Source organism: Pseudomonas sp. S2_C11 (assembly GCF_054668395.1).
On the sequence record NZ_CP162765.1, the window covers coordinates 1,259,171 to 1,283,327 of the forward strand.

A 24,157-nucleotide genomic window follows, 5' to 3' on the forward strand; every position below is an offset into this window, starting at 1 on the left:
GGAATCCATCATGAATATGCCTGCAATCAAACCCGCCGCCGTCAAAGCGCCGGAACAAGCCAAAACCGCGATCTCGGCCCTGTGGCGTCCGGCGCTGGTGCAAGCCTTCGTCAAGCTCGACCCTCGGCAATTGGCGCGTTCGCCAGTGATGCTGGTGGTCGAACTGACGGCGATTTTCACCACCGTGCTGTGCTTCCTTCCGGATGCCGACGTGCCGACCTTCGTCGCCGCGCAAATCGCTCTGTGGCTGTGGTTCACCGTGCTGTTCGCCAACTTCGCCGAGGCCTTGGCCGAAGGTCGTGGCAAGGCTCGCGCCGACAGCCTCAAGGCCGGCAGCGAAGGCCTCAGCGCCCGCTGCCGCCAAGCCGATGGCAGCTTCAAGATCGTGCCGGCTGCCAATCTGCGCAAGGGCGACGTGGTGCGAGTCGAAGCCGGGGAGATGATCCCCGGTGACGGCGAAGTCATCGAAGGTATCGCGGCGGTCAACGAAGCGGCGATCACTGGCGAATCGGCGCCGGTGATCCGCGAGTCCGGCGGCGACCGTTCCGCCGTCACCGGCAACACGCGGCTGGTGTCCGACTGGCTGCTGGTGAAGATCACCACCAACCCTGGTGAATCGACCCTCGACCGCATGATCGCCCTGGTCGAAGGCGCCAAGCGTCAGAAGACCCCGAACGAAGTCGCGCTGGATATCCTGCTGATCGGCCTGACCCTGATCTTTCTGCTGGTGGTCGTCACCCTGCAACCGTTCGCGCACTTTGCCAATGGCAGCCTGCCGCTGGTGTTCCTCGTGGCGTTATTGGTCACGCTGATCCCGACCACCATCGGCGGTCTGCTGTCGGCCATCGGTATCGCCGGGATGGATCGGCTGGTACGCCTCAACGTGATCGCCAAATCCGGTCGCGCGGTGGAGGCGGCGGGTGACGTGCACGTGCTGTTGCTCGACAAGACCGGCACCATCACCTTCGGCAACCGTCGTTGCAGCGCGGTGTATGCCGCGCCGGGTGTGACCGGCCGTGAGCTGGCCGAAGGCGCGCTGTTCGCCTCGCTGGCCGATGAAACCGCTGAGGGTAAGTCGATCGTCGAGTTCCTCCGTGGCCTGCATCCGCAACCGGAGCCGGCCCCGGAAACCCTGACCGCCGTGCCGTTCAGCGCGGAAACCCGCTTGTCTGGCGTCGATTATCAGGGCCGCGTATATCGCAAAGGGGCGGTGGATTCGCTGCTGGCGTTTCTCGGTCAACAGCGTAGCGATCTGGCCCCGGCGCTGGCGCGGGAAATCGACAAGATTGCGCAGAGTGGCGGCACGCCGTTGCTGGTCTGTGCAGACGGTAAGTTGCTTGGCGCGATCCATCTCAAGGACGTGGTCAAGCCAGGCATCCGCGAGCGTTTTGCCGAGTTGCGCAAACTGGGAATTCGCACGGTGATGGTCACCGGCGACAACCCGCTGACCGCTGCTGCGATCGCCGCTGAAGCAGGCGTCGATGATGTGCTCGCCGAAGCCACGCCGGAGAAGAAACTCGCGCGCATTCGTCACGAGCAGAACGACGGTCGCCTGGTCGCCATGTGCGGCGACGGCGCCAACGACGCCCCGGCGCTGGCCCAGGCAGACGTCGGCATGGCGATGAACGACGGCACGCAAGCGGCACGCGAAGCGGCGAACATGGTCGATCTCGATAGCGACCCGACCAAGCTGCTCGACGTGGTGCAGATCGGCAAGGAATTGCTGGTGACCCGTGGCGCGCTGACGACCTTTTCCATCGCCAACGACATCGCCAAATACTTCGCGATTCTGCCGGCGCTGTTCGCCTCGATTTACCCGCAACTGGGCGTGCTGAACATCATGCATCTGAGCAGTCCGCAGAGCGCGATTCTCTCGGCCATTGTGTTCAACGCGCTGATCATTGTTGTGCTGATTCCACTGGCATTGCGCGGCGTACGAGTGCAGGCGGCGAGTGCGGCGGCGTTGCTGCGGCGCAATCTGCTGATCTATGGCGTCGGCGGGATTGTCGTGCCGTTCGTGGGGATCAAGGTGATCGACATGCTGCTTACGGCGTTGCATCTGGTGTGAGGCTGAAAAGAGCCCCTCACCCTAACCCTCTCCCGGGGGGAGAGGGGACTGACCGAGGTGTTTGTGCGAGGTTCGCCGACCTGAAATTCCGAGCCTAACTCGGGTTTTGAACAGCACAAGGATCGGCTCCCTTTCCCCCTCGCCCCCTTGGGGGAGAGGGCTGGGGTGAGGGGGAAAAATCTCCCTGACACCCCGCAAAAGTTTGCCCAACGAATTCGAGGATTTTGAAATGTCCACAATGATACGCCCGGCCCTGACCCTGTTAGCGCTGATGACCCTGATCACCGGCGTCGCCTATCCACTCGCGGTCACCGGCATCACCCAAGTTGCTTTCCCGGCTCAGGCCAACGGCAGCCTGATCCACGACGCCGACGGCAAAGTCCGCGGCTCGGCGCTGATTGCTCAGGATTTCAGCGGTGACAACTGGTTCCACCCACGCCCGTCCGCCGGGGCTTTTGCCACGGTCGCCAGCGGCGCCAGCAACCTCGCGCCGAGCAATCCGGCCCTGGCGACCCGCGTAATCGAAGACGCGCAAAAACAACAAGTTGCTGGGCAGGGGCCGGTGCCATTGGCCTTGCTGACCACCTCCGCCAGCGGCCTCGACCCGCACTTGCCACCGGCGGCAATTGCCTATCAACTGGCGCGTGTCGCAGCAGCGCGCAATCTGCCGGTGTCGACCGTGCAGCAATTGCTCGATAAGCACATCGAACAGCCGCTGGTTGGGCCGCCGGTGGTGAATGTGCTGAAGCTGAATCTGGCACTGCAAAACCTGTAATTCAGTTGATACCGATCGTTCCCACGCTCTGCGTGGGAATGCATCAATAGACGCTCTGCGTCTGCTTTTATGGGACGCAGAGCGTCCCGGACTGCATTCCCACGCAGAGCGTGGGAACGATCATTCGTAAGAGAGAGCATCAAGCATGAGCGACTCCGGCCGCGCCGACGCACTGTTAGCAGACCTGCCCCGCGATGGCCGTGGCCGGCTGAAGGTTTTTCTCGGCGCGGCGCCCGGGGTCGGCAAGACCTACGCCATGCTCCAGGCTGCCCACACGCAACTGCGCCAGGGCGTAAAGGTCCTGGCCGGCGTGGTCGAAACCCATGGCCGCGCCGAAACCGAAGCCTTGCTCGGCGGCCTGCCGCAGCAGCCGTTGGTGCGCAGCGAATACCGTGGCGTGCTGCTTGAGGAAATGGACCTCGACGGCATTCTCGCCGCCAAGCCGAAGCTTGTGCTGGTCGATGAACTGGCCCACAGCAACGCCCCCGGCAGTCGTCACGCCAAGCGCTGGCAAGACATTCAGGAACTGCTCGCCGCCGGCATCGACGTGTTCACCACGGTCAACGTCCAGCACCTGGAAAGCCTCAACGATCAGGTGCGCGGCATCACCGGCGTACAGGTGCGCGAAACCCTGCCGGACTGGGTCCTGCAGGAAGCCTTCGAGCTGCTGCTGATCGACCTGCCGCCGCGTGAATTGCTCGAGCGTCTGCGCGAAGGCAAGGTCTACGTGCCGGAACAGGCCCGCGCTGCGATCGACGCGTTTTTCACCCAGACCAACCTTACCGCCCTGCGTGAACTGGCGATGCAGACCGCCGCCGCGCAGGTCGACAACGATCTGGCCCAAGGCTATCGCCAACTCGGGCAGGCCGCGCCGGCGGTACGCGGGCGTTTGCTGGTCGGTATCGATGGCGATGCGCAGGCCGAACGGCTGGTGCGTCACGCCAGCCGCGTCGCCCAGCGCCGGCATCTGCCGTGGAGTCTGGTGCATGTCGACAACGGCAGTACGCGGGATGAGCAATCGCGTTTGCGTTTGCAAAGCGCCCAGCAACTGGCCGAACGCCTCGGTGGCGAAGTGGTGCTGTTGCGGGCCGGCGAAGTGGCGAAAACCCTGATTCAACACGCCGCCGAACGCCGCGCCAGTCTGTTGCTGGTCGGCCAGTCGCGGCCACGTCTGCGCCGTCGACTGTTCGGCGGTGGTCTGGCGGCGCGCCTGCTGCGTCAGGCGCACGGTCTGGAAATCAACGTGCTCGACAGTGACCACGAGCAGCGCCAACCGCGCCCGCGCAATTCAGTCACGCTGGTGTGGTTCGACTACGCGCTGGCGCTGGTCGCGACGTTGTTGGCCACGGCCCTGGCCTGGGCGGTGTCGAGTGTGTTGCCGCTGCCGAACATCTCGCTGGTTTTTCTCGCGGCGGTGTTGCTGGTGGCGGTGCGCAGCAGCCTCGGCCCGGCGCTGGCCTGTGCGGCGTTGTCGTTTCTGACCTACGATTTTCTGTTCATTCCACCGAATTTCTCCTTCAGCATTCAGCGCGAAGAAGACGTGCTGACGCTGCTGTTCTTCCTGTTGATGGCGGCGCTCACCGGCAACCTCGCGGCGCGTCAGCGGCGGCAGTTGCAGGCCTTGCGTGATACCCAGGAAGAGACCAGCGAGCTGCTCGACCTGTCGCGCAAACTCACCGCCGCGACGGATCGCCAAGCCGTGATCAGCGCTGCCGCGCAACACCTCGAAGGCTGGAGCGATGTGCAATTGTGCTTGCTCAACCGCGACGGCCAGGGCGGCTGGAAAGTCGAAACCGGCGGGCCGCTGCAATTCACCGAGGCCGAACGCGCCGCCGCCGATTGGGCCTGGCAACACGATCAACCGGCGGGCAAGGGCACCGGCACCTTGCCGCTGGGGCGTTGGTGGTGGTGGCCGTTGTCGGTCGAGGACGGGCCGCTGGCGTTGCTTGGTGTTTGCGCCAAGGAAGGCCAGAGCTTGAGCGGTCAGCGCCGACGTTTGCTCACTGCGCTTAGCCAGCCGCTGGCGCAAGCCCTGGCCCGCGCGCAATTGGCCGATGACCTCGAAGCGGCGCGTCTGCACGGCGAAACCGAACAGTTACGCAGCGCCTTGCTGGCCTCGGTGTCCCACGATTTGCGCACGCCGCTGACGGCCATGCGCGGCAGCATCGACAGCCTGTTGGCCCTCGGCGAAGCGATCCCGCTGGAGGATCGCCGCGAGCTGCTCGAAGGCACCCGCGATGAGGCCGAACGCCTCGACCGCTACATCCAGAACCTGCTCGACATGACGCGCCTCGGCCACGGCGCCTTGAAGCTGGCGCGGGACTGGGTATCGCCGGCCGATATCGTCGGCAGTTCGCTCAATCGCCTGCGCGCCGTGCTGGCGCCGCTGCAGGTCAGCACCGAAGTGCCGGCCGAGTTGCCGCTGCTGTATGTGCACGCGGCGCTGATCGAACAGGCGCTGGTTAACGTGCTGGAAAACGCCGCGCGATTTTCGCCCAGCCACGGTCGCCTGCAACTGCGCGCGGGTGCCGATGAGCAGGAGATTTTCTTTTCGGTCAGCGATGAAGGCCCGGGGATCCCTGAAGAGGACCGAGCGAAGATTTTCGACATGTTCTACACCGCCGCGCGCGGTGATCGCGGCGGGCAGGGCACGGGGTTGGGGCTGGCGATCTGTCAGGGCATGGTCGGCGCGCACGGCGGGCGTATTTCTGTGGCTGACGGCATCGACGGGCGCGGCACCTGCATCACCTTGCACCTGCCGTTGCAGGCGCAACCGGGGATGGACGGTGAAGCTTGAAGTCGACTGCGCTACTCTCTTGCCAATCTATTGTGTTGATGTGAATTCATGAGCCAGACCGCGACCATTTTGGTCATCGACGACGAACCGCAGATCCGCAAATTCCTGCGCATCAGCCTCGCTTCACAAGGCTACAAAGTGCTCGAAGCCGGCACCGGCGCTGAAGGCTTGGCACAAGCCGCGCTGAGCAAACCGGACCTGGTGGTGCTCGACCTCGGGCTGCCGGACATGGACGGTCAGCAGGTCCTGCGCGAGTTGCGCGAGTGGGCGACCACGCCAGTGCTGGTGCTGTCGGTGCGCGCCAGTGAAGGGCAGAAGGTCGAAGCGCTGGATGGCGGCGCGAACGACTACGTGACCAAACCGTTCGGCATTCAGGAATTTCTCGCCCGGGTTCGCGCGTTGTTGCGCCAGGCACCGGCGGGGGAGGCGCAGCCAGCGGCGCTGAGTTTCGGCCCTCTGACCGTGGATCTGGCCTATCGGCGCGTGCTGCTCGATGGCGCCGAAGTCGCCCTGACCCGCAAGGAATATGCGGTGCTCGCGCAACTGGCGCGGCATCCGGGGCGGGTGATCACCCAGCAGCAATTGCTCAAGGATATCTGGGGGCCGACGCACACCGAGGACAGTCATTATCTGCGCATCGTGGTCGGGCACCTGCGGCAGAAACTGGCGGATGACCCGACCCGGCCGCGGTTTATTGTGACTGAGGCGGGGGTGGGGTATCGGTTGTTGAGTGCTGATGGGTTGTAGTTTTGTGTTGTATGGTCGGGCGCCATCGCGGGCAAGCTCGCTCCCACAGTGAGCTATGTATCACCCAGATTTCATTCCCCCCGAGAACCCTGTGGGAGCGGGCTTGCCCGCGATGAGGCCGGAACATTCACCCACAGCCTTCAGGTAATCAACCCTGCTCCTGCTCATACCGATCCAGCGTATCACTGGCAATCTCCCGCCCCAGCGCGATCAACTCCGGCGCTTTGTAGAACTCGAAAAACCGGCACACCCGCTTCGGCACGTTGATCAGGATATCCGGCGGATACCCGGCAATCTTGTACTGCGCCAGTGAGGTCTGCATCACCTCGAAACTCTGGTTGATCAGATCCAGCAGCGACGCCGGCCCGACGTTATCGATGATGAACGAGCCGGTGGCGGATTTCGGCGCGCCTTCGCGTTCCGGGGCGGAGGCCGGTTGCTGGCTTTCCGGCTCGACGCCCTCAAGCCACGGATTGATCTCCGCCGCCTCGGCGCGCAAGGCTTCCTGTTCCAGCTTCAACAATTGTTCGGCCTGTTTACGGCGGAACGGCAACTTCGAACCCATGGATTTGATCAGACTGTCGAAGCGCGAACGGAACGCCGCCGGCCGCTCGATCACCGGCAACTTGTACTGGCGCTGATTGGTGGCGTTGAGGTTGACCGCGATGATCAGATCGCAATGGCTCGACACCACCGGAACGATCGGCAACGGATTGAGAATGCCGCCGTCGACCAGCATGCGGTTGCCCTGCATCACCGGGGTAAACAGGCTGGGAATCGCCGCCGAGGCGCGCATGGCCTGATGCAGGCAGCCTTCCTGAAACCAGATTTCCTGCTGATTGGTCAGGTCGGCGGCGACGGCGGTGTAGGGAATGCGCAGGTCTTCGATGTTGATCTCGCCGACGATCTTGCGAATCTGCCCGAAGACCTTTTCGCCGCGAATCGCGCCGAGACGGAAACTCACATCGACCAGACGCAGCACGTCGAGGTAATCAAGGCTTTCGATCCAGCGCCGGTACTCATCCAGTTTGCCGGCGGCATAGATCCCGCCGACCACCGCGCCCATCGAACAACCGGCAATGCAGGCGATGTCGTAGCCGCGTCTTTCAATTTCTTCGATAACGCCGATATGGGCATAGCCCCGGGCGCCACCGGAGCCCAGTACCAGTGCGACACGCTTTTTCATCAAACTTCCTCCGGACAAGCCTGCACAATGCACGCATCGGCCAAGCGGCTCAATCGCCAAGGTCGTTGCGCGAAGCGGTGACGTCGTTTTTCGTTCGCGGCGCACGCTTGCGCGCTATGCTCTGCGCCACGTGGTTTGACCGGTCAGCGAGGCACTTTTTCACCGCTTGACCGTCTTACCTGCACGACTGTTGACCTACCTTGAGGTGTGAGTGATGAAAGCCTGGATCTGTGTACCGTTGATGGCTCTGGTTCTGGCCGGTTGCGCCGGCAAAACCGCGTACCGCGACAGCTGCGGCAGCCAACTCGACGCGGCCTGGCACGAACTGGACCTGGCCAAGGCTGAAGGCTTCGCCGGCACCGTCAGCTATTCCAAAGCGCTGTCGCTGCTGACCGCCGCCAAGACCCAGCAACAATTCGAAGGCTTCGAAGGCTGCAGCAAGAAAGCCGAGAAAGCCCGCTTCTACATTCGCGAATCCCGCGCAGGACGTTAACAGCAGCTGCAAGTTTCTAGCTGCAAGCCGCAAGCTTTGAAGCAATCACATTCAGCTTGAAGCTTGTAGCTAGAAGCTTGTAGCTGTCTACGGAGTAGACCCCATGATCGATCGCTTGGTGGCTCATGTGTTGAGCCTGGATGTGCGGCTACTGGCATGTCAGGCGCGCCTGACTGCGCGCACTGATCCCGAGGCGTTGCATGATTTGCGCACCACGGTGCGGCGCTTGCGCAGTCTGTTGCGGCCGTTGCGCGGCTTGCCGGGTGTCGAGCAACTGGAGGCGGCGGCGTCTGCGGTGGGCGAGTTGACCACACCGTGGCGTGATCGCGAAGTGCTCGCGGCGTATCTGCTCGAGCATGATCAGCCCGAGGCTGCGCAGCGGCGTCTGGCGCAAATGGCCGAGGCGTATCCGGCGCTGGCGGCGAGTGCTGAATTGGCTTCGTTGCTGATGATTCTCGACGCATTTCCACGATTTTTGCGCGCGTCCCAGCGTCAGGGGCTGCTCAAGGATCTGGATAAACGCATCGAAAAACGCCTGGGCAAACAATGGCAGAAACTCGACGAAGCGCTGCACGATCCCGCCCATGACCGCCATCGCCTGCGCCTGCTGATCAAACGCGTGCGCTATGGTATCGAAGCCTACCCCGAACTGGATCGCTTGCCGAAACCGGCCTACAAACGCCTGAAATCCGCGCAAGGCGCACTGGGCGACTGGCACGATTGCTGGCAATGGCTGGCGCGCGCCGAACAGGAGGCTGATCTGCAACCGTGCGTGGCCACCTGGCAGGCCGGGTTGATCAAGGCAGAGCTGAAGGCCGATCAAGTGCTGGAAAAGCTCAGCGCTACGTGTTTCAAACACTCCTGAAGATGGCTCTGTTCCCCTGTGGGAGCGAGCCTGCTCGCGAAGGGGCCGTGTCAGTCGCAATCGTTGTCGACTGATCGACCGCTTTCGCGAGCAGGCTCGCTCCCACAAGGTGATTTGTCGCTTGAAGGAATCGGGCCAAGGCCTATCTGTCAGCCCATTTGACCGGAATAGACGCTGCGCCGCCGCCCGGGGCTGGGTAAGATCCGCGCATTCCTTTCTCGTTTTCCGAGGTTGCCATGCGCTTTTGCGATCTGCTCGATACTGTCCGCCAACAACCTGAAGTGACCATCCCCGCCGAATGGGGGCAGGGCCGTGCGAGTTTTGGCGGGCTGGTGGCCGCGCTGCAATTTGAAGCCATGCGCGCCAGGGTGCCGACGGAGCGCCCGGTGCGTTCGCTGGCGATTACCTTTGTCGGCCCGGTCGAGCCGGAAGTGCCGGTGAGTTTCGAAGTCGACGTGCTGCGTGAAGGCAAAGCCGTCAGCCAGGTGTTGGGCCGCGCCATGCAGAATGGTCAGGTGGTGACGATCATTCAGGGCAGCTTCGGTGCCTCGCGGCCCTCGGAAGTCGCCGTCGAAGCCTACCCGGCGCCGATCATGAAACACTGGGACGAATGCCAGGAGCTGCCCTACATCAAAGGCGTGACCCCTGAATTCATGCGCCATCTGGCGATGCGCTGGAGCGTCGGCGGCATTCCGTTCTCCGGCACGGCCTCGCGCTTGATGGGCGGCTGGGTGCGGTTGCGTGGGGATGTCAAAGAGGAGCCGGTCAACGAGGCGCATCTGCTGGCGCTGGTGGATGCCTGGCCGCCGGCGCTGTTGCCGTATCTGAAGAAACCGGCGCCGGGTAGCACGCTGACCTGGACCATCGAATTCGTGCAGCCGTTACACGATTTGAGCACGCTGGACTGGTGCCAATATATGGCCGATATCGAATACGCGGCCGACGGTTACGGCCATGTCGCCGCGAAGTTGTGGAGCGCGAAAGGGGAGTTGATTGCCATGAGTCGGCAGACCGTGACGATCTTCGCCTGACTCAATGCCGACGGTGGCGCTCACGCCAGGCGCGCCACCAGCCACCGCTGAGAAAGAACCGCGGAAAGGTCAGAAACTGCTCGACCAGCAAACGTGACACGGCATCTTTGCGATCACTGAACGGCTCGGAGGCTTGCGCCTCCAGGCCGTGACCGTGGCGCTGCAGACCCAGCGCCGCGATGATACCGATCACGCCGATGGCGACGCTGGCCAGGCTCAGACTGAACACTCCCGACACGATCAACAGAAACGCCACGATGAACAGCGGCACGGCAATCAGGTGCAGGACCAGATTGGTCGGGTGCTGATGATTGCCCGGATAGGCGCGCCATTGCCACGCGGGAAGGTTGGGGTGACGTTTGCCCATGTTTGCTACTCCTCGATCCATGTTGAACTTCATGGTTGAAGAATAGGCCCGGGCGCGGAGCGCGGCGAATCAAGGTTGGCTATTGAAGTGATAGCCGTCATCGCAGGATTCGATGTAGGTGCCTCTGACGCCTTCGCGAGCAGGCTCGCTCCCACATTGATTCTATGGCGCATGTGGGAGCGAGCCTGCTCGCGAAAGCGGATTCACAATTTCAACTGGCCTATCGCCTTGTTAAGCGCCCCGGCCAGCGCCGCCAGCTCATTACTGGTCGTCGCCGAATCCACCGTCTGCTGCACGGTGTTCTCGGTCACGTCACGAATACTCACCACCGCGCGATTCATCTCCTCGGCAACCTGACTCTGCTGTTCCGCCGCCACGGCAATCTGCGTGTTGCTTTCGCGCATCTGCGCCACCGCTCCGGTGATTTCCGCCAGCGCCGCGCCAGCCTCTTGGGCCTGCTGCACGCAGTCGTCGGCCTTGTACGAACTCTCCTGCATGAAATCCACCGCATCGCGGGTGCCGGCCTGCAATGCGGCGATCATGCCGGTGATCTCGTCGGTGGAAGCCTGCACGCGCTTGGCGAGATTGCGCACTTCATCGGCGACCACGGCAAAGCCGCGACCCATCTCCCCGGCGCGGGCCGCTTCGATCGCCGCATTCAGCGCGAGCAGATTGGTCTGTTCGGCAATGCTGTGAATCACGCTGACCACGCCGTTGATCTTCTGACTGTCCTCGGCCAGGCGTTGAATCATCTCTGCTGTCTGCTGCACGCCGCTGGACAGCCCGGCAATCGACTGCTGCACCCGCGCCACCACCTGCTGACCGCTGCCGGCGAGGCCATCGGCGGTTTTCGACAGATCGCGGGTGGCGCCGGCGTGTTGCGCGATGTGATAAACGGTGGCGGTCATTTCGTTGATCGCGGTGGCAGCCTGGTCGGTTTCGCTTTGTTGGCCGAGCATGCCGTGGCGCACGTCGTTCATGCTCGAGGCCAGCCGCGCTGCACCGTCATCCAGTTGTCGCGCGGTGCTGGCAACGGTGGTCACGACGCGTTGATAACCGGCCTGCATGGCGTTGAAGGCATTGGCCATCTGCCCGACTTCGTCCCTGCCCACCAGCGGCACGCGAGCGGAGAGGTCGCCGGTTTTTTCAACGTGCAGCATCACGTCTTTCAACGTGTTGAGCTGGCTGAGCAGAAAGCGGATCAACAGTTGCGAGGCGCCGAGCATCGCCAGCATCAGGATGAATACCGCCAGCGCATAGTTGGCGAAACGCTCGCTGAACACCTGGCTCAGGCTCGGGGCATAGGCGATGACCGCCACTTGCTCGCCGTCGGCACGGCTGAACACTTCGGCGCCGATCAACGGATTCTCGCCAAACAGCGGCATTTCATTGATGGCGTTCCAGCCGTTGCTGCCGCTGATTTCCAGTAGCGGTTGATCGTTGAGACGCGGCACTTCACCGCGCTTGAAGGTCAGCACCTGAGCGGACTTGGGCAACGGTTGCCCGGTCGGCCAGGCCTTGAGCAACTGCGCCTGCGCTTGCGCGGATGCCTGCGCGGCGTGGCTGCGGGCCTGCTGTTCGAGATGTACGGCGTACAGTACGAGCAGCAGGGTGGTGACAAAGGCGACCGCGTTGACCGCCCAGAATTTGTATTTCAGCGAGATGTTGCTAAGCCAGGCACCCATGGAGGTCTTCTCTGATAGCGGAAACAGTTTTGGCAAGGTGCCATTATTGTGCCGCTATGCAGATTCGGGAGTTTTGATATGAATCAAAAGATGCCGAGATCTATTGTGGGAGCGAGCCTGCTCGCGAAAGCGTTGCGTCCTTCAGCCCATTTGTAGCTGATCCACCGCCTTCGCGAGCAGGCTCGCTGCCACAGGGGAAGTGTGCAGTCAGGTGAGAATGGGGAGATTAAAAAACGCCCGGGCACACGCGGTGGTATGTGCGGCCAGCGCTTCCTCGGTCTCGCCGCGATGCAGCGCCACCTCGCGCAGCACTTCGCTCAGATACGCCGGCTCATTGCGGCCGTTTTTCGGCTTCGGCCGCAACGTGCGCGGCAGCAGATATGGCGCATCGCTTTCCAGCATCAGCCGCCCCGGCTTGATCTCCTTGACCAGAGGATGCAGATGCGTGCCCCGGCGTTCGTCGCAGATCCAGCCGGTAATGCCGATGTGCAGATCCAGATCGAGGTAGCTGAACAAGGCCTTTTGCTCGCCAGTGAAGCAGTGCACCACCGCCGCCGGCAGTTGATCGCGGAAGTCCTTGAGAATCTCCAGCAGGCGCTGGCTGGCATCGCGCTCATGCAGGAATACCGGCAATTGCAGTTCGACGGCCAGCGCCAGATGTTCTTCGAGAACCTTTTCCTGTTGCGCGCGCGGGGAGAAGTCGCGGTTGAAATCCAGCCCGCATTCGCCCACCGCGACGACGCTGGATTCGTTCAACAGACTGCGCAGGCGACGGGCGCTGTCAGCGTTCCAGTCGCTGGCCGAATGGGGGTGAATACCGGCGGTGGCGAACAGCCGTTGGCCGCTTTCATCCAGTTGCCGGCACAGTTCCAGCGCCTGCTCGCTACCCTCGACGCTGGTGCCGGTCAGTACCAGTTGGCAGACGCCGGCGGCATAGGCACGGTCGAGCACGGCCTGGTGTTTGTCGGCGAAACTGGGGTTGGTCAGGTTGACGCCGATATCGATGAGTTGCATGGTGCTACCTCGGGCCGAAGGCCGGAAAGCATATCAGAGCTGTAGATTTATAAGAAAAGCCAAGAACTACAAAGACTTATGGCTGTCTGTTGAGGCCGCGGGGGACTCCGGGGTGGCGACAATGCCATCACTGTGCCAGTCTCACGCACTTTATCAGCGCGCAAAGCGCTCTGTTTTCGTCGGTGATGTCGTCTCTTTTGCGACGAATCGCCCCGTATTCTTTTCGGAGAGTGGATGCATCGTCCCTCGGTTCTGCTGCTGTTGTGTGCTGCGTTGCTGCTGCCGATGACGGCGGCCGCGCGCCTGCCCGGGCCGCTGCAAGCCGTGCCGGCGAGCAAGGTTCGCGACCTCTCCGAAATCCGCAGCAGCCGCGTGTTGCGGGTGTTGGTCAATCAGAGCCGCAACAGCTCCGGCGAAGTCCAGGGCCAGGCCATCGGTGTCGAGTACCACCGATTGCGCGCGTTCGAGCAATACCTCAATGGCCATGCTCGCGACGGCCAGGAAGTCACCCTCAAGATCATTCCCAAAGCCAAGGATCAATTGCTCGGCGCTTTGCAGCGCGGCGAAGGCGACATGGTCGCGCCCGGTGAATTGCTCGATCTGCCATCGGGCTATGCAGTGGCCAGCAGTGAGCCGATTGCCAGCAACGTGCCGCTGGTGCTGGTCGGCATCAAGGGCCAGCGCCGGTACACCAAGGTCGAGCAACTGTCCGGCAAGACCCTGGCCTTGCCTACCGGCAGTGCGGCGGGGGAGGTGGTCAGCCAGCTCAACCAGAAACTGGCGCTGCACAAACTGGCGCCGATCAACATCGAGTGGGTCGATCCGACGCTGGCGGTCGAAGACGTGCTGGAGATGGTCCAGGGCGGGATTTTCCACCTGACCATTGTCGAGCAACCGATTGCCGAGCGTTGGGGCAAGATCCTGCCGAAGCTGCGTCTCGATCGGCAACTGAGCCTCGGCGAGCCGGGCGAAGAACATTGGTTCGTGCGCCGCGATGCGTCGATGTTGCGCGCGAGCATCGATCGCTTCCTCACCGGTTACAAGAGACCGTCGGACGAAGACGCCGCTTTCTTGCGCATCTATCGGCGCCTTTATCAGGTGCACAATCCGCTGGCCAAGGCCGATCGCCAGCGTCTGGAAAAACTCCGTCCGACCCTGCAGAAGCATGCCGACGCGCAAAACATGGACTGGCTCAATCTGGCGGCGCTGGCGTTCAAGGAATCGCGTCTGCAGTCCAACGCCCGCAGCGGCAGCGGTCCGACCGGGCTGATGCAGATCACTCCGTCCGCCGCGCAACGGGTCGGCGTGAACAATATCCAGAATCTCGATGCGAATGTGCAGGCCGGCGCCAAGTACCTGGCGATGATCCGCCGCAAGTTCTTCAGCAGCCCGAAACTCAACGAGCGTGAGCGCATGGCGTTCACCCTCGCCGCGTACAACATCGGCCCCGAGCGCGTCCAGGGTATGCGTGCGGAAGCCCGCCGCCGTGGCCTCAATCCCAACCAGTGGTTCTTCCAGGTCGAGCGCATTGCCATGGAGCAGGTGGGGATGGGCGCCGTCAGCTATGTTAATAGCGTGAACAAGTATTATCTGGCATTCGACCGGGAGCGAGAGTCGCTCGAGCCCCGGCAGCAGAAAGTGGTCACACGGAAATAATCTAACAATTCGATTGTTATGGCGAAATTTTTGCGCTTTAAACATGAAATAAACTGATTAATATAGCGACCAACCCAAACACACAAACACTTCTGCACAACAAGGAATGCACCATGAGCTCTCTGATCAACAAGGTTCTGTTCACCCGCGCCGGTTACGGCCTGACTGTCCTGCGCATTGCTGTCGGCGTGATCTTCGCCGCCCACGGTTCGCAGAAACTCTTTGGTCTGTTCGGTGGTTACGGCCTGGCCGGCACTGCGCAATGGATGGAAAGCATCGGCCTGACCCCCGGCTATCTGATGGCCTCGCTGGCCGGCGGTACCGAGTTCTTTGCGGGTCTGGCGCTGATCATCGGCCTGCTGGCACGCCCGGCGGCACTTGGTCTGGCGTTCCTCTCGCTGGTTGCGATCTTCTCCGTGCACATCGGCAACGGTCTGTTCATGGCCAACAACGGTTATGAGTTCGCTCTGGCTCTGCTGGCCGGCAGCATCGCGGTACTGATCGAAGGTGCCGGCAAGCTCTCGGCGGATCGCGCCATCGCCGGTTGAAGGCTCTGGCTCAAGGCAAAGGCCCGCATTGCGCGGGCCTTTTTTGTTGCTGGCGATTCTTGACACTGATCGGTCACGTTCTCTAGGATGTTGCCCATGCGCCGATTTAAACAGCTACTTGCGGGGCGCCAGGTGACTTCTACAGTTACCGTCAGAAGCCGGAACAGGGCTTCGAAATACCGCTAAAGCGCTGGTTCGGTGTTGCCTCTCACCTGCCATGCAGACTTTTGAGGCAGAGACACGACACGATGAACGCACTACGCCCTCCAGCACGTCCCGCGCCGATCACGGCACATGTCACCCAGCGCAACCCGAAAATCCTTCTTGGCGGCAAACACCAGCCGACGCTGTTGCGTTATCTCGATGGCTGGCCACGTCGCAGCGGCGGTCCTGCCGCGTTCCTGATCCAGTTTGTCGATGACGGCGAGTCGCTGGCGCGTTTCGCCACCGACAGCTTTGATCTGGCGGTGATTCAGGCGCCGAGCGCAGAAGATGCGCCGGACATGATCAAGCAACTGGCCCGCGTAGCGCGGCAGGGCCTGATCACTCGGCGCTGATCAGTCTTACGGGTATTCAATCGCAACGATGTAAACGAACTGCTCGCCGGTCGGCGTTTGCACCCGCACTTCCGCGTCGAGTGCCTTGCCGATCAGCGCGCGGGCCAGCGGCGAGTCGATGCTGATCAAACCCTGTTTGAGGTCCAGTTCATCGGGGCCGACAATGCGGTAGCGCGACTGCTTGCCGTCTTCGTCTTCGATGGTCACCCAGGCGCCGAAATACACCTTGTTTGGATCGCTGGGTTTTTCGCTGACTACCTTGAGCGCTTCCAGGCGTTTAGTGAGAAAACGCACGCGACTGTCGATTTCGCGCAGCATCTTCTTGCCGTAGGTGTATTCGGCGTTTTCCGAACGATCACCCTGCGCCGCCGCTTCACTCACCGCCTGGGTGACCTGCGGGCGACGCACATGCCACAACTCATGGAATTCGGCGCGCATCCGCGCTTCACCCTCGGGGGTGATCAGCGCGGTGCCAGCGGTGCGGGGAGGGCGATAACGGCTCATGGCGACTTCTTGTGATTAAGACCGCTTGAGTCTATCAACCCTCGCGCAACACTGTCAGCGGGCTCGCATTCAGAGCGCGACGCGTGCCGAACACACCGGCGCCACCAATCAGCGCGGCGCCAATCAGCGGCAGCACCAGCAGCCATGGATGCGGATGCCATGGCAGATCGAAGGCGAAGCGGTACAGCACCAGACTGACCACCTCCGAACCGATCGCCGCGAGCAGACCGCTGACCGCACCCAACAGACCGAATTCGATACGCCGCGCCTTGATCAGCAACTGCCGCTCGGCGCCCAGCGCGCGCAACAGCGCACCCTGGCGGATGCGTTCATCCAGCGTCGCTTGCAGGCCGGAGAACAGCACCGCCATCCCCGCAGCCAGAACAAACAACAACACATATTCCACCGCCAGAGTGACCTGAGCGAGGATGCTGCGCAGCTGTTCGAGCAACGCTTCGACCTGCAGGATGGTCACCGCCGGGAAGGTCCGCGACAACTCGACGATCTGCTGATCATGCCCCGGAGCCAGATAGAAACTGGTCAGGTAGGTCGCCGGCAGATCCTTCAGGGTGCCAGGCTGGAAGATCATGAAGAAGTTCGGCTGGAAGTTGTCCCAGTTGATCTCGCGCAGGCTGGTGACCTTCGCTTCGCGATTGACCCCGCCGACACTGAACATCATGTGATCGCCGAGTTTGAGTTTCAGGCTTTCGGCAACCTTGCCTTCCACCGAAACCCCCGGCACATCATCGGACGGCTGGCCGCTCCACCACGAGCCGGCGGTGAGCTTGTTGCCGGCCGGCAGATCCGCCGCCCAGGTCAGGCTCAGGTCACGCTGAATGGCGCGGTCACCGGCCGAGTCCTTGCTGACGATCTGTTGTACCGCTTCGCCATTGACGCTGATCAACCGACCCGGCACCACCGGATACAACGGCGCCGCTTGCGCGGACACCTTGATCAGGTGATCGGCGAAAGCCTGTTTGTCCGCCGGGAGAATATTCAGCGCGAAATAGTTCGGCGCGTTTTTCGGTAGCTGGTTCTGCCAGGTGTCGAGCAGTTCGCCGCGCAGCAGTGCGATCAGCGCCATCGACAGCAGGATCAGACCGAACGCCAGCGACTGCCCGGCCGCCGCCAATGGATGCCGCAACAACTGGCCAAGGCCCAGACGCCATGGCAACGAGGCGCGGGCCAGCATGCGGCGCAGGCTTTGCAGCAGCAACAACAGCAGGCCGCCCAGCACCAGCGCGGCGACTACGCCACCGCCAAGCAGGGCGAAGGTCAGCAGCAGGTCGAGGCTCAGACGCCACATGATCAGGCCCAGCGCACCCAGCGCCGCGCCGTAGACCATCCATGTGCTCGAGGGGATCGGCAGCATGTCGCGGCGCAACACCCGCAGCGGCGGCACGCGACCCAGTGCAGCCAAAGGCGGCAAGGCAAAACCGGCCAGCGCCACCAGCCCGGTGCCAATCCCGGCCATCGCCGGAAACAGGCCACCCGGTGGCACGTCACTTGGCAGCAAATCATGCAGCAACGCGAACAGCCCCAACTGCGCCAGCCAACCGAGCAGGGCGCCACTGATGGCGGCAATCAGGCCGAGCACCGTCAGTTGCAGGCTGAACAGCACCATGGTTTCCCGGCGCGACAAGCCGAGGCAGCGCAGCAAGGCACTGGCGTCGAAACGGCGACTGGCGAAACGGTTGGCTGATAGCGCCACGGCCACGCCAGCCAACAACACCGCGACCAGACTGGCCATGTTCAGATAGCGCTCGGCCTTGCCCAGCGCACCGCCAATCTGCCGGTTACCGTCACGGGCATCCTGGATTCGCTGGTTTGCAGCGAGGCCCGGTTTGATCAGCTCGCGATAAGTTTCCAGCGCCTGCGGTTCGCCGCGCCACAGTTCGCGATAACTCACCCGGCTGCCCGGTTGCACCACGCCGGTGGCGGCGAGGTCGTCAAGATTGATCAGTACCCGTGGCGTCAGGCTGTAGAAGTTGCCGGCGCGATCCGGCTCGTAGGTCAGCACGCGGGTCAGCTTGAGCGTCTTCATGCCGACGTCGATGCTGTCGCCGATCTTCAGATCCAGCGCAGTCAACAGACGCGCCTCGACCCAGGCTTCACCGGGTTGCGGTTCGCCGCCGACTTCTTCCTCGGCAAATGGTGCGGGCGCGCTTTTCAGCTCGCCACGCAATGGATAGGCACGGTCGACAGCTTTGATGCTCGACAGCTGAATGCCGTTGTCGGTGGCAATGACGCTGGAGAACTCCACCACTTGCGCATGATTCAGGCGCAGTTCGGTGCCGCTGCGGATTTGCTCCTCGCGGGCCGGCGAGCTGCCTTCAAGGACCAGATCGGCACCGAGAAACTCGGTAGCCCGCAGCATCATCGCGCCATTGAGGCGGGCGCCGAAATAGCCGATCGCGGTGCTTGCCGCGACGGCCACCACCAGCGCAAAGAACAACACGCGCAGCTCACCGGCGCGGCCATCGCGCATGAGCTGGCGCAGGGCAAGGCTGAACAGACGCAACAGCGGCAGACGTGCCATCAAGGCTCCAGAGGGGCGACCAGCAGCCCGGCTTCAAGACGGATCAGGCGCCGGCAGCGATGGGCCAGGCGTTCGTCGTGGGTCACCAGCACCAGGGTGGTGCCGCGTTCCTTGTTCAATTCGAACAGCAAGTCGCTGATGCGCTCGCCGGTGTGGCTGTCGAGGTTGCCGGTCGGCTCGTCGGCGAACAGCACGTCCGGTTCGGCGGCGAAGGCGCGCGCGATTGCTACACGTTGCTGTTCACCACCGGAGAGCTGGCGCGGCGAGTGGGTCAGGCGCTGGCCGAGGCCGACGCGCTGAAGCAATTGCGTAGCGCGCTCGCGGGCATCTTTGCGGCCATCGAGTTCAAGCGGCAACATGACGTTCTCCAGCGCATTGAGGCTGTCGAGCAACTGGAACGACTGGAAGACAAACCCGACGTGCTCGGCGCGGATTCGCGCGCGCTGGTCTTCGTCGAGATTGCTCAGGCCCTGGCCGGCGAGAGTGACTTCGCCGCTGCTCGGCAGGTCGAGTCCGGCGAGCAGGCCGAGGAGGGTGGATTTGCCGGAACCGGACGCGCCGACGATGGCCAGGCTGTCGCCCTTGTTCAGTTCCAGGCTGAGTTCGTGCAGGATAGTCAGTTCACCTTCCGCGCTAGGGACCACTTTGCTGAGGTTCTTCGCGGTGAGAATGCTTGCGCCCATGGAGAATCCGATGCGTGTATGGTTTTTGAGTGCTGGCCTGGCCTTGATGTGCATGGCCCAGAACGCAGCGGCGGGTACTGTCCTGATCGTTGGCGATAGTATCAGCGCCGGTTTCGGCCTGGATACCCGTCTGGGGTGGGTCTCGCTGCTCGAGCAGCGCCTCAAACAAGAGGGTTTCGACGATAAAGTGGTCAACGCCTCGATCAGTGGCGACACCAGTGCCGGAGGCCAGGCGCGGCTGCCGGCGCTGCTTGCAGAGCATAAGCCGGAGTTGGTGATCCTCGAGCTGGGTGGCAATGACGGCCTGCGCGGGATGCCGCCAACGCAATTGCAACAAAATCTTGCTTCGATGATCGACAGCTCGCGGCAGAGCGGCGCGAAAGTGCTGCTGCTCGGCATGCAGTTGCCACCCAATTATGGCAAGCGCTACACCGATTCGTTCGCTGAGGTTTACGGCAAGCTCGCCGTAGAGAAAAACATCCCGTTGGTGCCGTTTTTTCTCGAAGGTGTCGGTGGTCATCCGGACCTGATGCAAGCCGACGGTCTGCACCCGGCTGCCGGGGCTCAGGGCAAGTTGCTGGAAAATGTCTGGCCGACGCTAAAACCGCTGTTATGAGGCTTTTCTACAGGCAGGCTTTCGGCTAATGTGGCGCCCCCTAATTTGGAGCCCCCGATGCCGCGTCCTGCCTGGTCCCTGTTTGCCTACCAACTGATCGAGCCTGACGAGCAGCTGGATCTGTTCGCCTGCCAGGAAGTGCGGGTGCATCTGGTGACGCGGCAGCTGGAACTCGGCGGCTCGGCCGATCGCACGCTGTGCGGCACTCTGCTGCCGGCGCAACCGCGCTGGTCGAATGTTGATCGGCGGGTGTTCCAGGATCAGCGCCTGTGCTCGCTGTGCCGGGCGATTCTCGAATCGCAAAAGCGCGGCACCTCGCCGATCTGGCCTGAGCTGCGATTCGAACTTTAAGATCAAAAGATCGCAGCCTCGTTGCACTCGTCAGCTCCTACAGGGAATGCGTTGCAAATGTAGGAGCTGACGAGTGCAACCAGGCTGCGATCTTTCAGGGCGCGACACGGTCTATCGGCGTGTCTCCCGAATCCCCAAGCCGCGGTGTACAATCGCGGCCTTATACCCTTGATGATCATGCGAAGGATTTTCCGGATGTTGCCGCGCTTTCCTGCCGTCACCCGCTGCCTGTCACTTGCCGCCCTGTGTGTGGCCGGTCCCGTTGCTGCATTGGAGCTTCCCCTGCCACCACCCGGCGAGGACATCGTCGGCCAGGTGCAGGTGATCAAAGCCAAGTACGAAGACACCTTCGCCGACCTGGGTACCACCTACGATCTGGGCTATTCGGAAATGGTTGCGGCCAACCCGGGCATCGATGCCTGGCTGCCGGGCGCCGGTACCGAGATCGTCCTGCCGACGCGCTTCATCCTGCCGCCGGGCCCGCGTGAAGGCATCGTCATCAACCTCGCCGAATACCGTCTCTATTACTACCCGAAAGGCCGTGACGTGGTGTACACCTTCCCGCTGGGTATCGGCCGTGAAGGCTGGGGCTCGCCGATCGCGCACACCTCGATCATCGCCAAGACACCGAACCCGACGTGGACGCCTCCGGCTTCGATCAAGGCCGAACACGCTGCTGACGGTGATCCGCTGCCGAATGTGGTGCCGGCCGGTCCTGATAACCCGCTGGGGCCGTTCAAGTTCACCCTCGGCACGCCGGGCTACCTGATCCACGGTTCGAACAAGAAGTTCGGCATCGGCATGCGCACCAGCCACGGCTGCTTCCGCATGTTCAACAACAACGTGCTGGAAATGGCCGGCATGGTCCCGGTGGGCACCTCGGTGCGCATCATCAACGACCCGTACAAGTTCGGTCGCAGTGGCGGCAAGGTCTATCTGGAAGCGCACACGCCGCTCGATGACAAGGGCAATCCGTCGGTGGTAGACAAGCACACGGCGGTGATCAACGCGATGCTCAAGCGTGAAGACATCACCAGCAACCTGCGCATGAACTGGGATGTGGTGCGTGATGTGGTTGCGGCCGAAGACGGCCTGCCGGTAGAGATCGCCGTGCCGAATACCTCGGCGCCGATGGTGAGCAGTGCACCGATCGACCTGCAGCAATAAGAGCTGATCGAAACCCGCCGATGCGTGCAGCGTCGGCGGGTTTTTTATTGCCCGGAGAAAAGCACCGGGCACAAAAAAGCCGACCCGGAAAACCGGATCGGCTCGATAACAATCCCGAGGGATTATTACTTGCGGCTAGCTTTTTCCAGCATGCGCAGAGCACGCTCGTTAGCTTCGTCAGCAGTCTGTTGTGCTTTTTGAGCAGCAGCCAGAGCTTCATCAGCTTTACGGTAAGCTTCGTCTGCACGAGCCTGGGAGCGAGCAGCTGCGTCTTCAGTAGCGGTCAGACGTGCTTCGGTTTCTTTCGATGCGCTGCTGCAACCGGTAGCCAGAACTGCGGCCAGAGCCAGCGCAGAGAATTTCAGAACGTTGTTCATCGTGTTCCCCTTCAAGGACTTTCAAATTAAGTGGCTGTCTCCTCACGATTGAGGAAATAGCCGGCGTACATACTACCCATTACTTGTAGTAAGTAAACTGACGTAGCGCAAGAAGCAAAAAAAATTGTAGGCGTTGATTCTTTTTCGAGCAACTTTTAACTGCGCTGTATAAAAAATATCCAGCTGCAAGCCCCGGCGTGAGCGACTCAAACGGAAAAAGTTCCCGCCCTCGTGCGCTGTTTTTGCGACTTCGGCTAAAGTCTTTCTAAATGAATTCGTCCACACTTTTGTTCAGGTTCTGCGAAGCGCTTCGCGTATCTTTGTTGATGTACAGGTGACTTTAAAAAAGGTCGCACGTCTTAAGTCTCAACATTCCGGCAATGTTCAGGCAAACGGCACGCAAAGATTGTCTTGCGGCCGAACCTGCGACCATCGATGCCAATGCACGCAAACCATCCGATGACGAGCGTACCTTGAGCATTTTCGCCAATGGTGCCTACTATTCAGCAGGTGTCAGATTGCGCGAGATCGGTGTGGCTCTTCTCAGTGTCCATCAGGCACGGGGTGGCGTAGATGTTCCTTCGCCGGAAAAACATCGGTAAGGTAGGGGTCACAATTCAAGACCCGCGAGGAGTAGTGATGAGCGAGGCGTTGTCCATCCACCATGACCAGGCTGGTCATCAATTCGAGACCACTGTGGACGGTCATCGTGCTTACCTGACCTACATGGATCTGGGCAAGCAGACCCTGGATATCTACCGCACCTTCGTGCCCAATGCCCTGCGCGGCCGTGGCATTGCCGCAGCGCTGACTGAACGCGCGCTGCAATACGCCGAAGAAATGGGCTACACGGTGATCCCGTCATGCTCGTACGTCGAGCGCTATATGGAACGCCATCAGCGTCGCGCCGCGAAGATCTGAATCGCACACACATAAACGCCGGACAATGTCCGGCGTTTTTTTATATCCGTAAAACCGTGCTTACGTGCGCTGACGCTTCGGCAATACGTCCTTGAGCTTGGCGTGCATGCTGCGCAAGGTGTTTTCGGTGGCGGACCAATCGATGCAGGCATCGGTGATCGACACGCCGTATTGCAGGTCGGCGAGGTCTTTCGGGATTGCCTGGCAGCCCCAGTTCAAATGGCTCTCAACCATCAGGCCGATGATCGACTGGTTACCCTCGAGGATCTGGTTGGCGACGTTTTCCATCACCAGCGGTTGCAGGGCCGGGTCCTTGTTGGAGTTGGCGTGGCTGCAATCGACCATGATGTTCGGCTTGATCTTCGCCTTGTTCAGCGCCTGCTCGCACAGCGCCACGCTGACCGAATCATAGTTCGGCTTGCCATTACCGCCGCGCAGCACCACGTGACCATAGGCGTTGCCCTTGGTGGTGACGATCGACACGCCACCTTCCTGGTTGATGCCGAGGAAACGGTGCGGGCTGGATACCGACTGCAAGGCGTTGATCGCCACGGTCAGGCCGCCGTCGGTGCCGTTCTTGAAGCCGACGGCCGAGGACAGGCCGGAAGCCATTTCGCGGTGAGTCTGCGATTCGGTGGTACGCGCGCCGATGGCCGACCAGCTGATCAGATCCTGCAGATACTGCGGGGAGATCGGGTCGAGGGCTTCGGTCGCGGTCGGCAGGCCTTTCTCGGCCAGGTCGAGCAGCAACTGACGACCGATGTGCAGACCGTCCTGGATCTTGAACGAGTCGTCCAGATACGGATCGTTGATCAGACCTTTCCAGCCGACAGTGGTACGCGGCTTCTCGAAATACACACGCATGACCAGATACAGGGTGTCGGAGACTTCCTCGGCGAGTACCTTGAGGCGATCGGCGTATTCGTGGGCAGCCTTGATGTCGTGAATCGAGCACGGGCCGATCACGACGAACAGACGGTGGTCGGTGCCATCGAGAATGTTGCGAATGACTTCGCGGCCCTTGGTGACGGTGCGCAGGGCGGCGTCGCTCAGGGGGATATCACGCTTGAGCTGATCGGGAGTGATCAGGGTCTCGTTAGAGGCGACGTTTAGGTCGTTGATCGGTAAATCAGCCATCGTTTACTCGTCAGGTCACGGGTGCCGGCCGCCAGCGATCCCCGCGCGGCGGAGCACAGCAGATTTAGCGCGT

Annotated in this window: 23 protein-coding genes; 14 read left to right on the top strand and 9 right to left on the bottom strand. The window is 61.9% G+C overall.

Annotated elements, in window-relative coordinates; all coding sequences use genetic code 11:
- The first annotated feature begins 10 nt into the window (after nucleotides 1–10).
- From kdpB to AB4N48_RS05860, 4 genes are all read left to right on the top strand, one after another.
- Entirely contained in the window at nucleotides 11–2,068 is a 2,058-nt protein-coding gene (gene kdpB / locus AB4N48_RS05845; protein ID WP_122611496.1) for a potassium-transporting ATPase subunit KdpB, read from the top strand.
- 229 nt (nucleotides 2,069–2,297) lie between these two features.
- Nucleotides 2,298–2,843 (top strand): potassium-transporting ATPase subunit KdpC, encoded by a 546-nt coding sequence (gene kdpC / locus AB4N48_RS05850; RefSeq protein ID WP_460094937.1) that lies wholly within the window; start codon nucleotides 2,298–2,300, stop codon nucleotides 2,841–2,843.
- A 145-nt stretch (nucleotides 2,844–2,988) separates the two neighbouring features.
- Nucleotides 2,989–5,640, top strand: coding sequence for a DUF4118 domain-containing protein (locus AB4N48_RS05855; RefSeq protein ID WP_460094939.1), 2,652 nt, complete (start codon nucleotides 2,989–2,991; stop codon nucleotides 5,638–5,640).
- A gap of 48 nt (nucleotides 5,641–5,688) precedes the next feature.
- Nucleotides 5,689–6,387, top strand: a complete 699-nt coding sequence (locus tag AB4N48_RS05860) for a response regulator (protein WP_056788412.1) — start codon at nucleotides 5,689–5,691, stop codon at nucleotides 6,385–6,387.
- A 148-nt stretch (nucleotides 6,388–6,535) separates the two neighbouring features.
- Here the strand turns inward: AB4N48_RS05860 and AB4N48_RS05865 are convergent, their stop codons facing one another.
- Nucleotides 6,536–7,573 (bottom strand): patatin-like phospholipase family protein, encoded by a 1,038-nt coding sequence (locus tag AB4N48_RS05865; RefSeq protein ID WP_110601565.1) that lies wholly within the window; start codon nucleotides 7,571–7,573, stop codon nucleotides 6,536–6,538.
- 214 nt (nucleotides 7,574–7,787) lie between these two features.
- On the opposite strand from AB4N48_RS05865, the gene AB4N48_RS05870 reads away from it, so the two are divergent.
- The 3 genes from AB4N48_RS05870 to AB4N48_RS05880 all read left to right on the top strand — a co-directional run bounded on the left by AB4N48_RS05870 (nucleotide 7,788) and on the right by AB4N48_RS05880 (nucleotide 9,962).
- Nucleotides 7,788–8,066: a hypothetical protein gene (locus AB4N48_RS05870; RefSeq protein ID WP_016770894.1), complete on the top strand. Its 279-nt coding sequence runs from the start codon at nucleotides 7,788–7,790 to the stop codon at nucleotides 8,064–8,066.
- Nucleotides 8,067–8,169: 103 nt separating this feature from the next.
- Entirely contained in the window at nucleotides 8,170–8,931 is a 762-nt protein-coding gene (locus tag AB4N48_RS05875) for a CHAD domain-containing protein (protein ID WP_460094941.1), read from the top strand.
- Nucleotides 8,932–9,167: 236 nt separating this feature from the next.
- Nucleotides 9,168–9,962, top strand: coding sequence for an acyl-CoA thioesterase (locus AB4N48_RS05880; RefSeq protein ID WP_460094943.1), 795 nt, complete (start codon nucleotides 9,168–9,170; stop codon nucleotides 9,960–9,962).
- A gap of 1 nt (nucleotide 9,963) precedes the next feature.
- On the opposite strand, the gene AB4N48_RS05885 is transcribed toward AB4N48_RS05880, so the two are convergent.
- From AB4N48_RS05885 to AB4N48_RS05895, 3 genes are all read right to left on the bottom strand, one after another.
- A complete protein-coding gene (locus AB4N48_RS05885) occupies nucleotides 9,964–10,329 on the bottom strand; it encodes a DUF962 domain-containing protein (protein WP_016770891.1) in 366 nt (121 codons plus the stop codon).
- 203 nt (nucleotides 10,330–10,532) lie between these two features.
- Nucleotides 10,533–12,014, bottom strand: coding sequence for a methyl-accepting chemotaxis protein (locus AB4N48_RS05890; RefSeq protein ID WP_460094944.1), 1,482 nt, complete (start codon nucleotides 12,012–12,014; stop codon nucleotides 10,533–10,535).
- Between the two features lie 207 nt (nucleotides 12,015–12,221).
- On the bottom strand, nucleotides 12,222–13,028 hold the full coding sequence (locus AB4N48_RS05895; protein WP_217851695.1) for a TatD family hydrolase: 807 nt from the start codon (nucleotides 13,026–13,028) through the stop codon (nucleotides 12,222–12,224).
- Nucleotides 13,029–13,262: 234 nt separating this feature from the next.
- Between AB4N48_RS05895 and AB4N48_RS05900 the strand changes: the two genes are divergently transcribed.
- The 3 genes from AB4N48_RS05900 to AB4N48_RS05910 all read left to right on the top strand — a co-directional run bounded on the left by AB4N48_RS05900 (nucleotide 13,263) and on the right by AB4N48_RS05910 (nucleotide 15,789).
- Nucleotides 13,263–14,684 carry an MltF family protein gene (locus AB4N48_RS05900; RefSeq protein ID WP_423662707.1) on the top strand — a complete coding sequence of 474 codons (1,422 nt, stop codon included), beginning with the start codon at nucleotides 13,263–13,265 and terminating at the stop codon, nucleotides 14,682–14,684.
- 113 nt (nucleotides 14,685–14,797) lie between these two features.
- On the top strand, nucleotides 14,798–15,232 hold the full coding sequence (locus AB4N48_RS05905) for a DoxX family protein (RefSeq protein ID WP_016770887.1): 435 nt from the start codon (nucleotides 14,798–14,800) through the stop codon (nucleotides 15,230–15,232).
- A gap of 248 nt (nucleotides 15,233–15,480) precedes the next feature.
- A complete protein-coding gene (locus tag AB4N48_RS05910) occupies nucleotides 15,481–15,789 on the top strand; it encodes a class I SAM-dependent methyltransferase (RefSeq protein WP_423662705.1) in 309 nt (102 codons plus the stop codon).
- A 6-nt stretch (nucleotides 15,790–15,795) separates the two neighbouring features.
- Here AB4N48_RS05910 and greB read toward each other — a convergent pair whose 3' ends face one another.
- From greB to AB4N48_RS05925, 3 genes are read right to left on the bottom strand one after another with little or no spacing between them, the layout of a single operon-like run.
- The gene (gene greB / locus AB4N48_RS05915; protein WP_071173132.1) at nucleotides 15,796–16,293 is read right to left on the bottom strand and encodes a transcription elongation factor GreB; all 498 of its coding nucleotides are present in this window, start codon (nucleotides 16,291–16,293) and stop codon (nucleotides 15,796–15,798) included.
- A 34-nt stretch (nucleotides 16,294–16,327) separates the two neighbouring features.
- Entirely contained in the window at nucleotides 16,328–18,832 is a 2,505-nt protein-coding gene (locus AB4N48_RS05920) for an ABC transporter permease (RefSeq protein ID WP_460094946.1), read from the bottom strand.
- Complete coding sequence (locus AB4N48_RS05925) at nucleotides 18,832–19,515, bottom strand: ABC transporter ATP-binding protein (RefSeq protein ID WP_016770883.1); 684 nt, start codon at nucleotides 19,513–19,515, stop codon at nucleotides 18,832–18,834. The genes AB4N48_RS05920 and AB4N48_RS05925 overlap by 1 nt, the downstream gene beginning before the upstream one ends.
- Nucleotides 19,516–19,525: 10 nt before the next feature.
- On the opposite strand from AB4N48_RS05925, the gene AB4N48_RS05930 reads away from it, so the two are divergent.
- The 3 genes from AB4N48_RS05930 (at nucleotide 19,526) to AB4N48_RS05940 (ending at nucleotide 21,649) form a co-directional block, all read left to right on the top strand.
- The gene (locus AB4N48_RS05930; RefSeq protein WP_056788467.1) at nucleotides 19,526–20,131 is read left to right on the top strand and encodes an arylesterase; all 606 of its coding nucleotides are present in this window, start codon (nucleotides 19,526–19,528) and stop codon (nucleotides 20,129–20,131) included.
- A 57-nt stretch (nucleotides 20,132–20,188) separates the two neighbouring features.
- Nucleotides 20,189–20,482, top strand: a complete 294-nt coding sequence (locus tag AB4N48_RS05935; protein WP_016770881.1) for a hypothetical protein — start codon at nucleotides 20,189–20,191, stop codon at nucleotides 20,480–20,482.
- Nucleotides 20,483–20,677: 195 nt separating this feature from the next.
- The gene (locus tag AB4N48_RS05940; protein WP_024013783.1) at nucleotides 20,678–21,649 is read left to right on the top strand and encodes a L,D-transpeptidase family protein; all 972 of its coding nucleotides are present in this window, start codon (nucleotides 20,678–20,680) and stop codon (nucleotides 21,647–21,649) included.
- Nucleotides 21,650–21,774: 125 nt separating this feature from the next.
- Here AB4N48_RS05940 and oprI read toward each other — a convergent pair whose 3' ends face one another.
- Nucleotides 21,775–22,026 (bottom strand): outer membrane lipoprotei OprI, encoded by a 252-nt coding sequence (oprI, locus tag AB4N48_RS05945; RefSeq protein ID WP_003183784.1) that lies wholly within the window; start codon nucleotides 22,024–22,026, stop codon nucleotides 21,775–21,777.
- Between the two features lie 639 nt (nucleotides 22,027–22,665).
- Here oprI and AB4N48_RS05950 point away from each other — a divergent pair.
- A complete protein-coding gene (locus AB4N48_RS05950; RefSeq protein WP_016770879.1) occupies nucleotides 22,666–22,947 on the top strand; it encodes a GNAT family N-acetyltransferase in 282 nt (93 codons plus the stop codon).
- A gap of 60 nt (nucleotides 22,948–23,007) precedes the next feature.
- On the opposite strand, the gene AB4N48_RS05955 is transcribed toward AB4N48_RS05950, so the two are convergent.
- Nucleotides 23,008–24,084, bottom strand: coding sequence for a 3-deoxy-7-phosphoheptulonate synthase (locus AB4N48_RS05955; RefSeq protein ID WP_016770878.1), 1,077 nt, complete (start codon nucleotides 24,082–24,084; stop codon nucleotides 23,008–23,010).
- Between the last annotated feature and the right edge of the window lie 73 nt (nucleotides 24,085–24,157).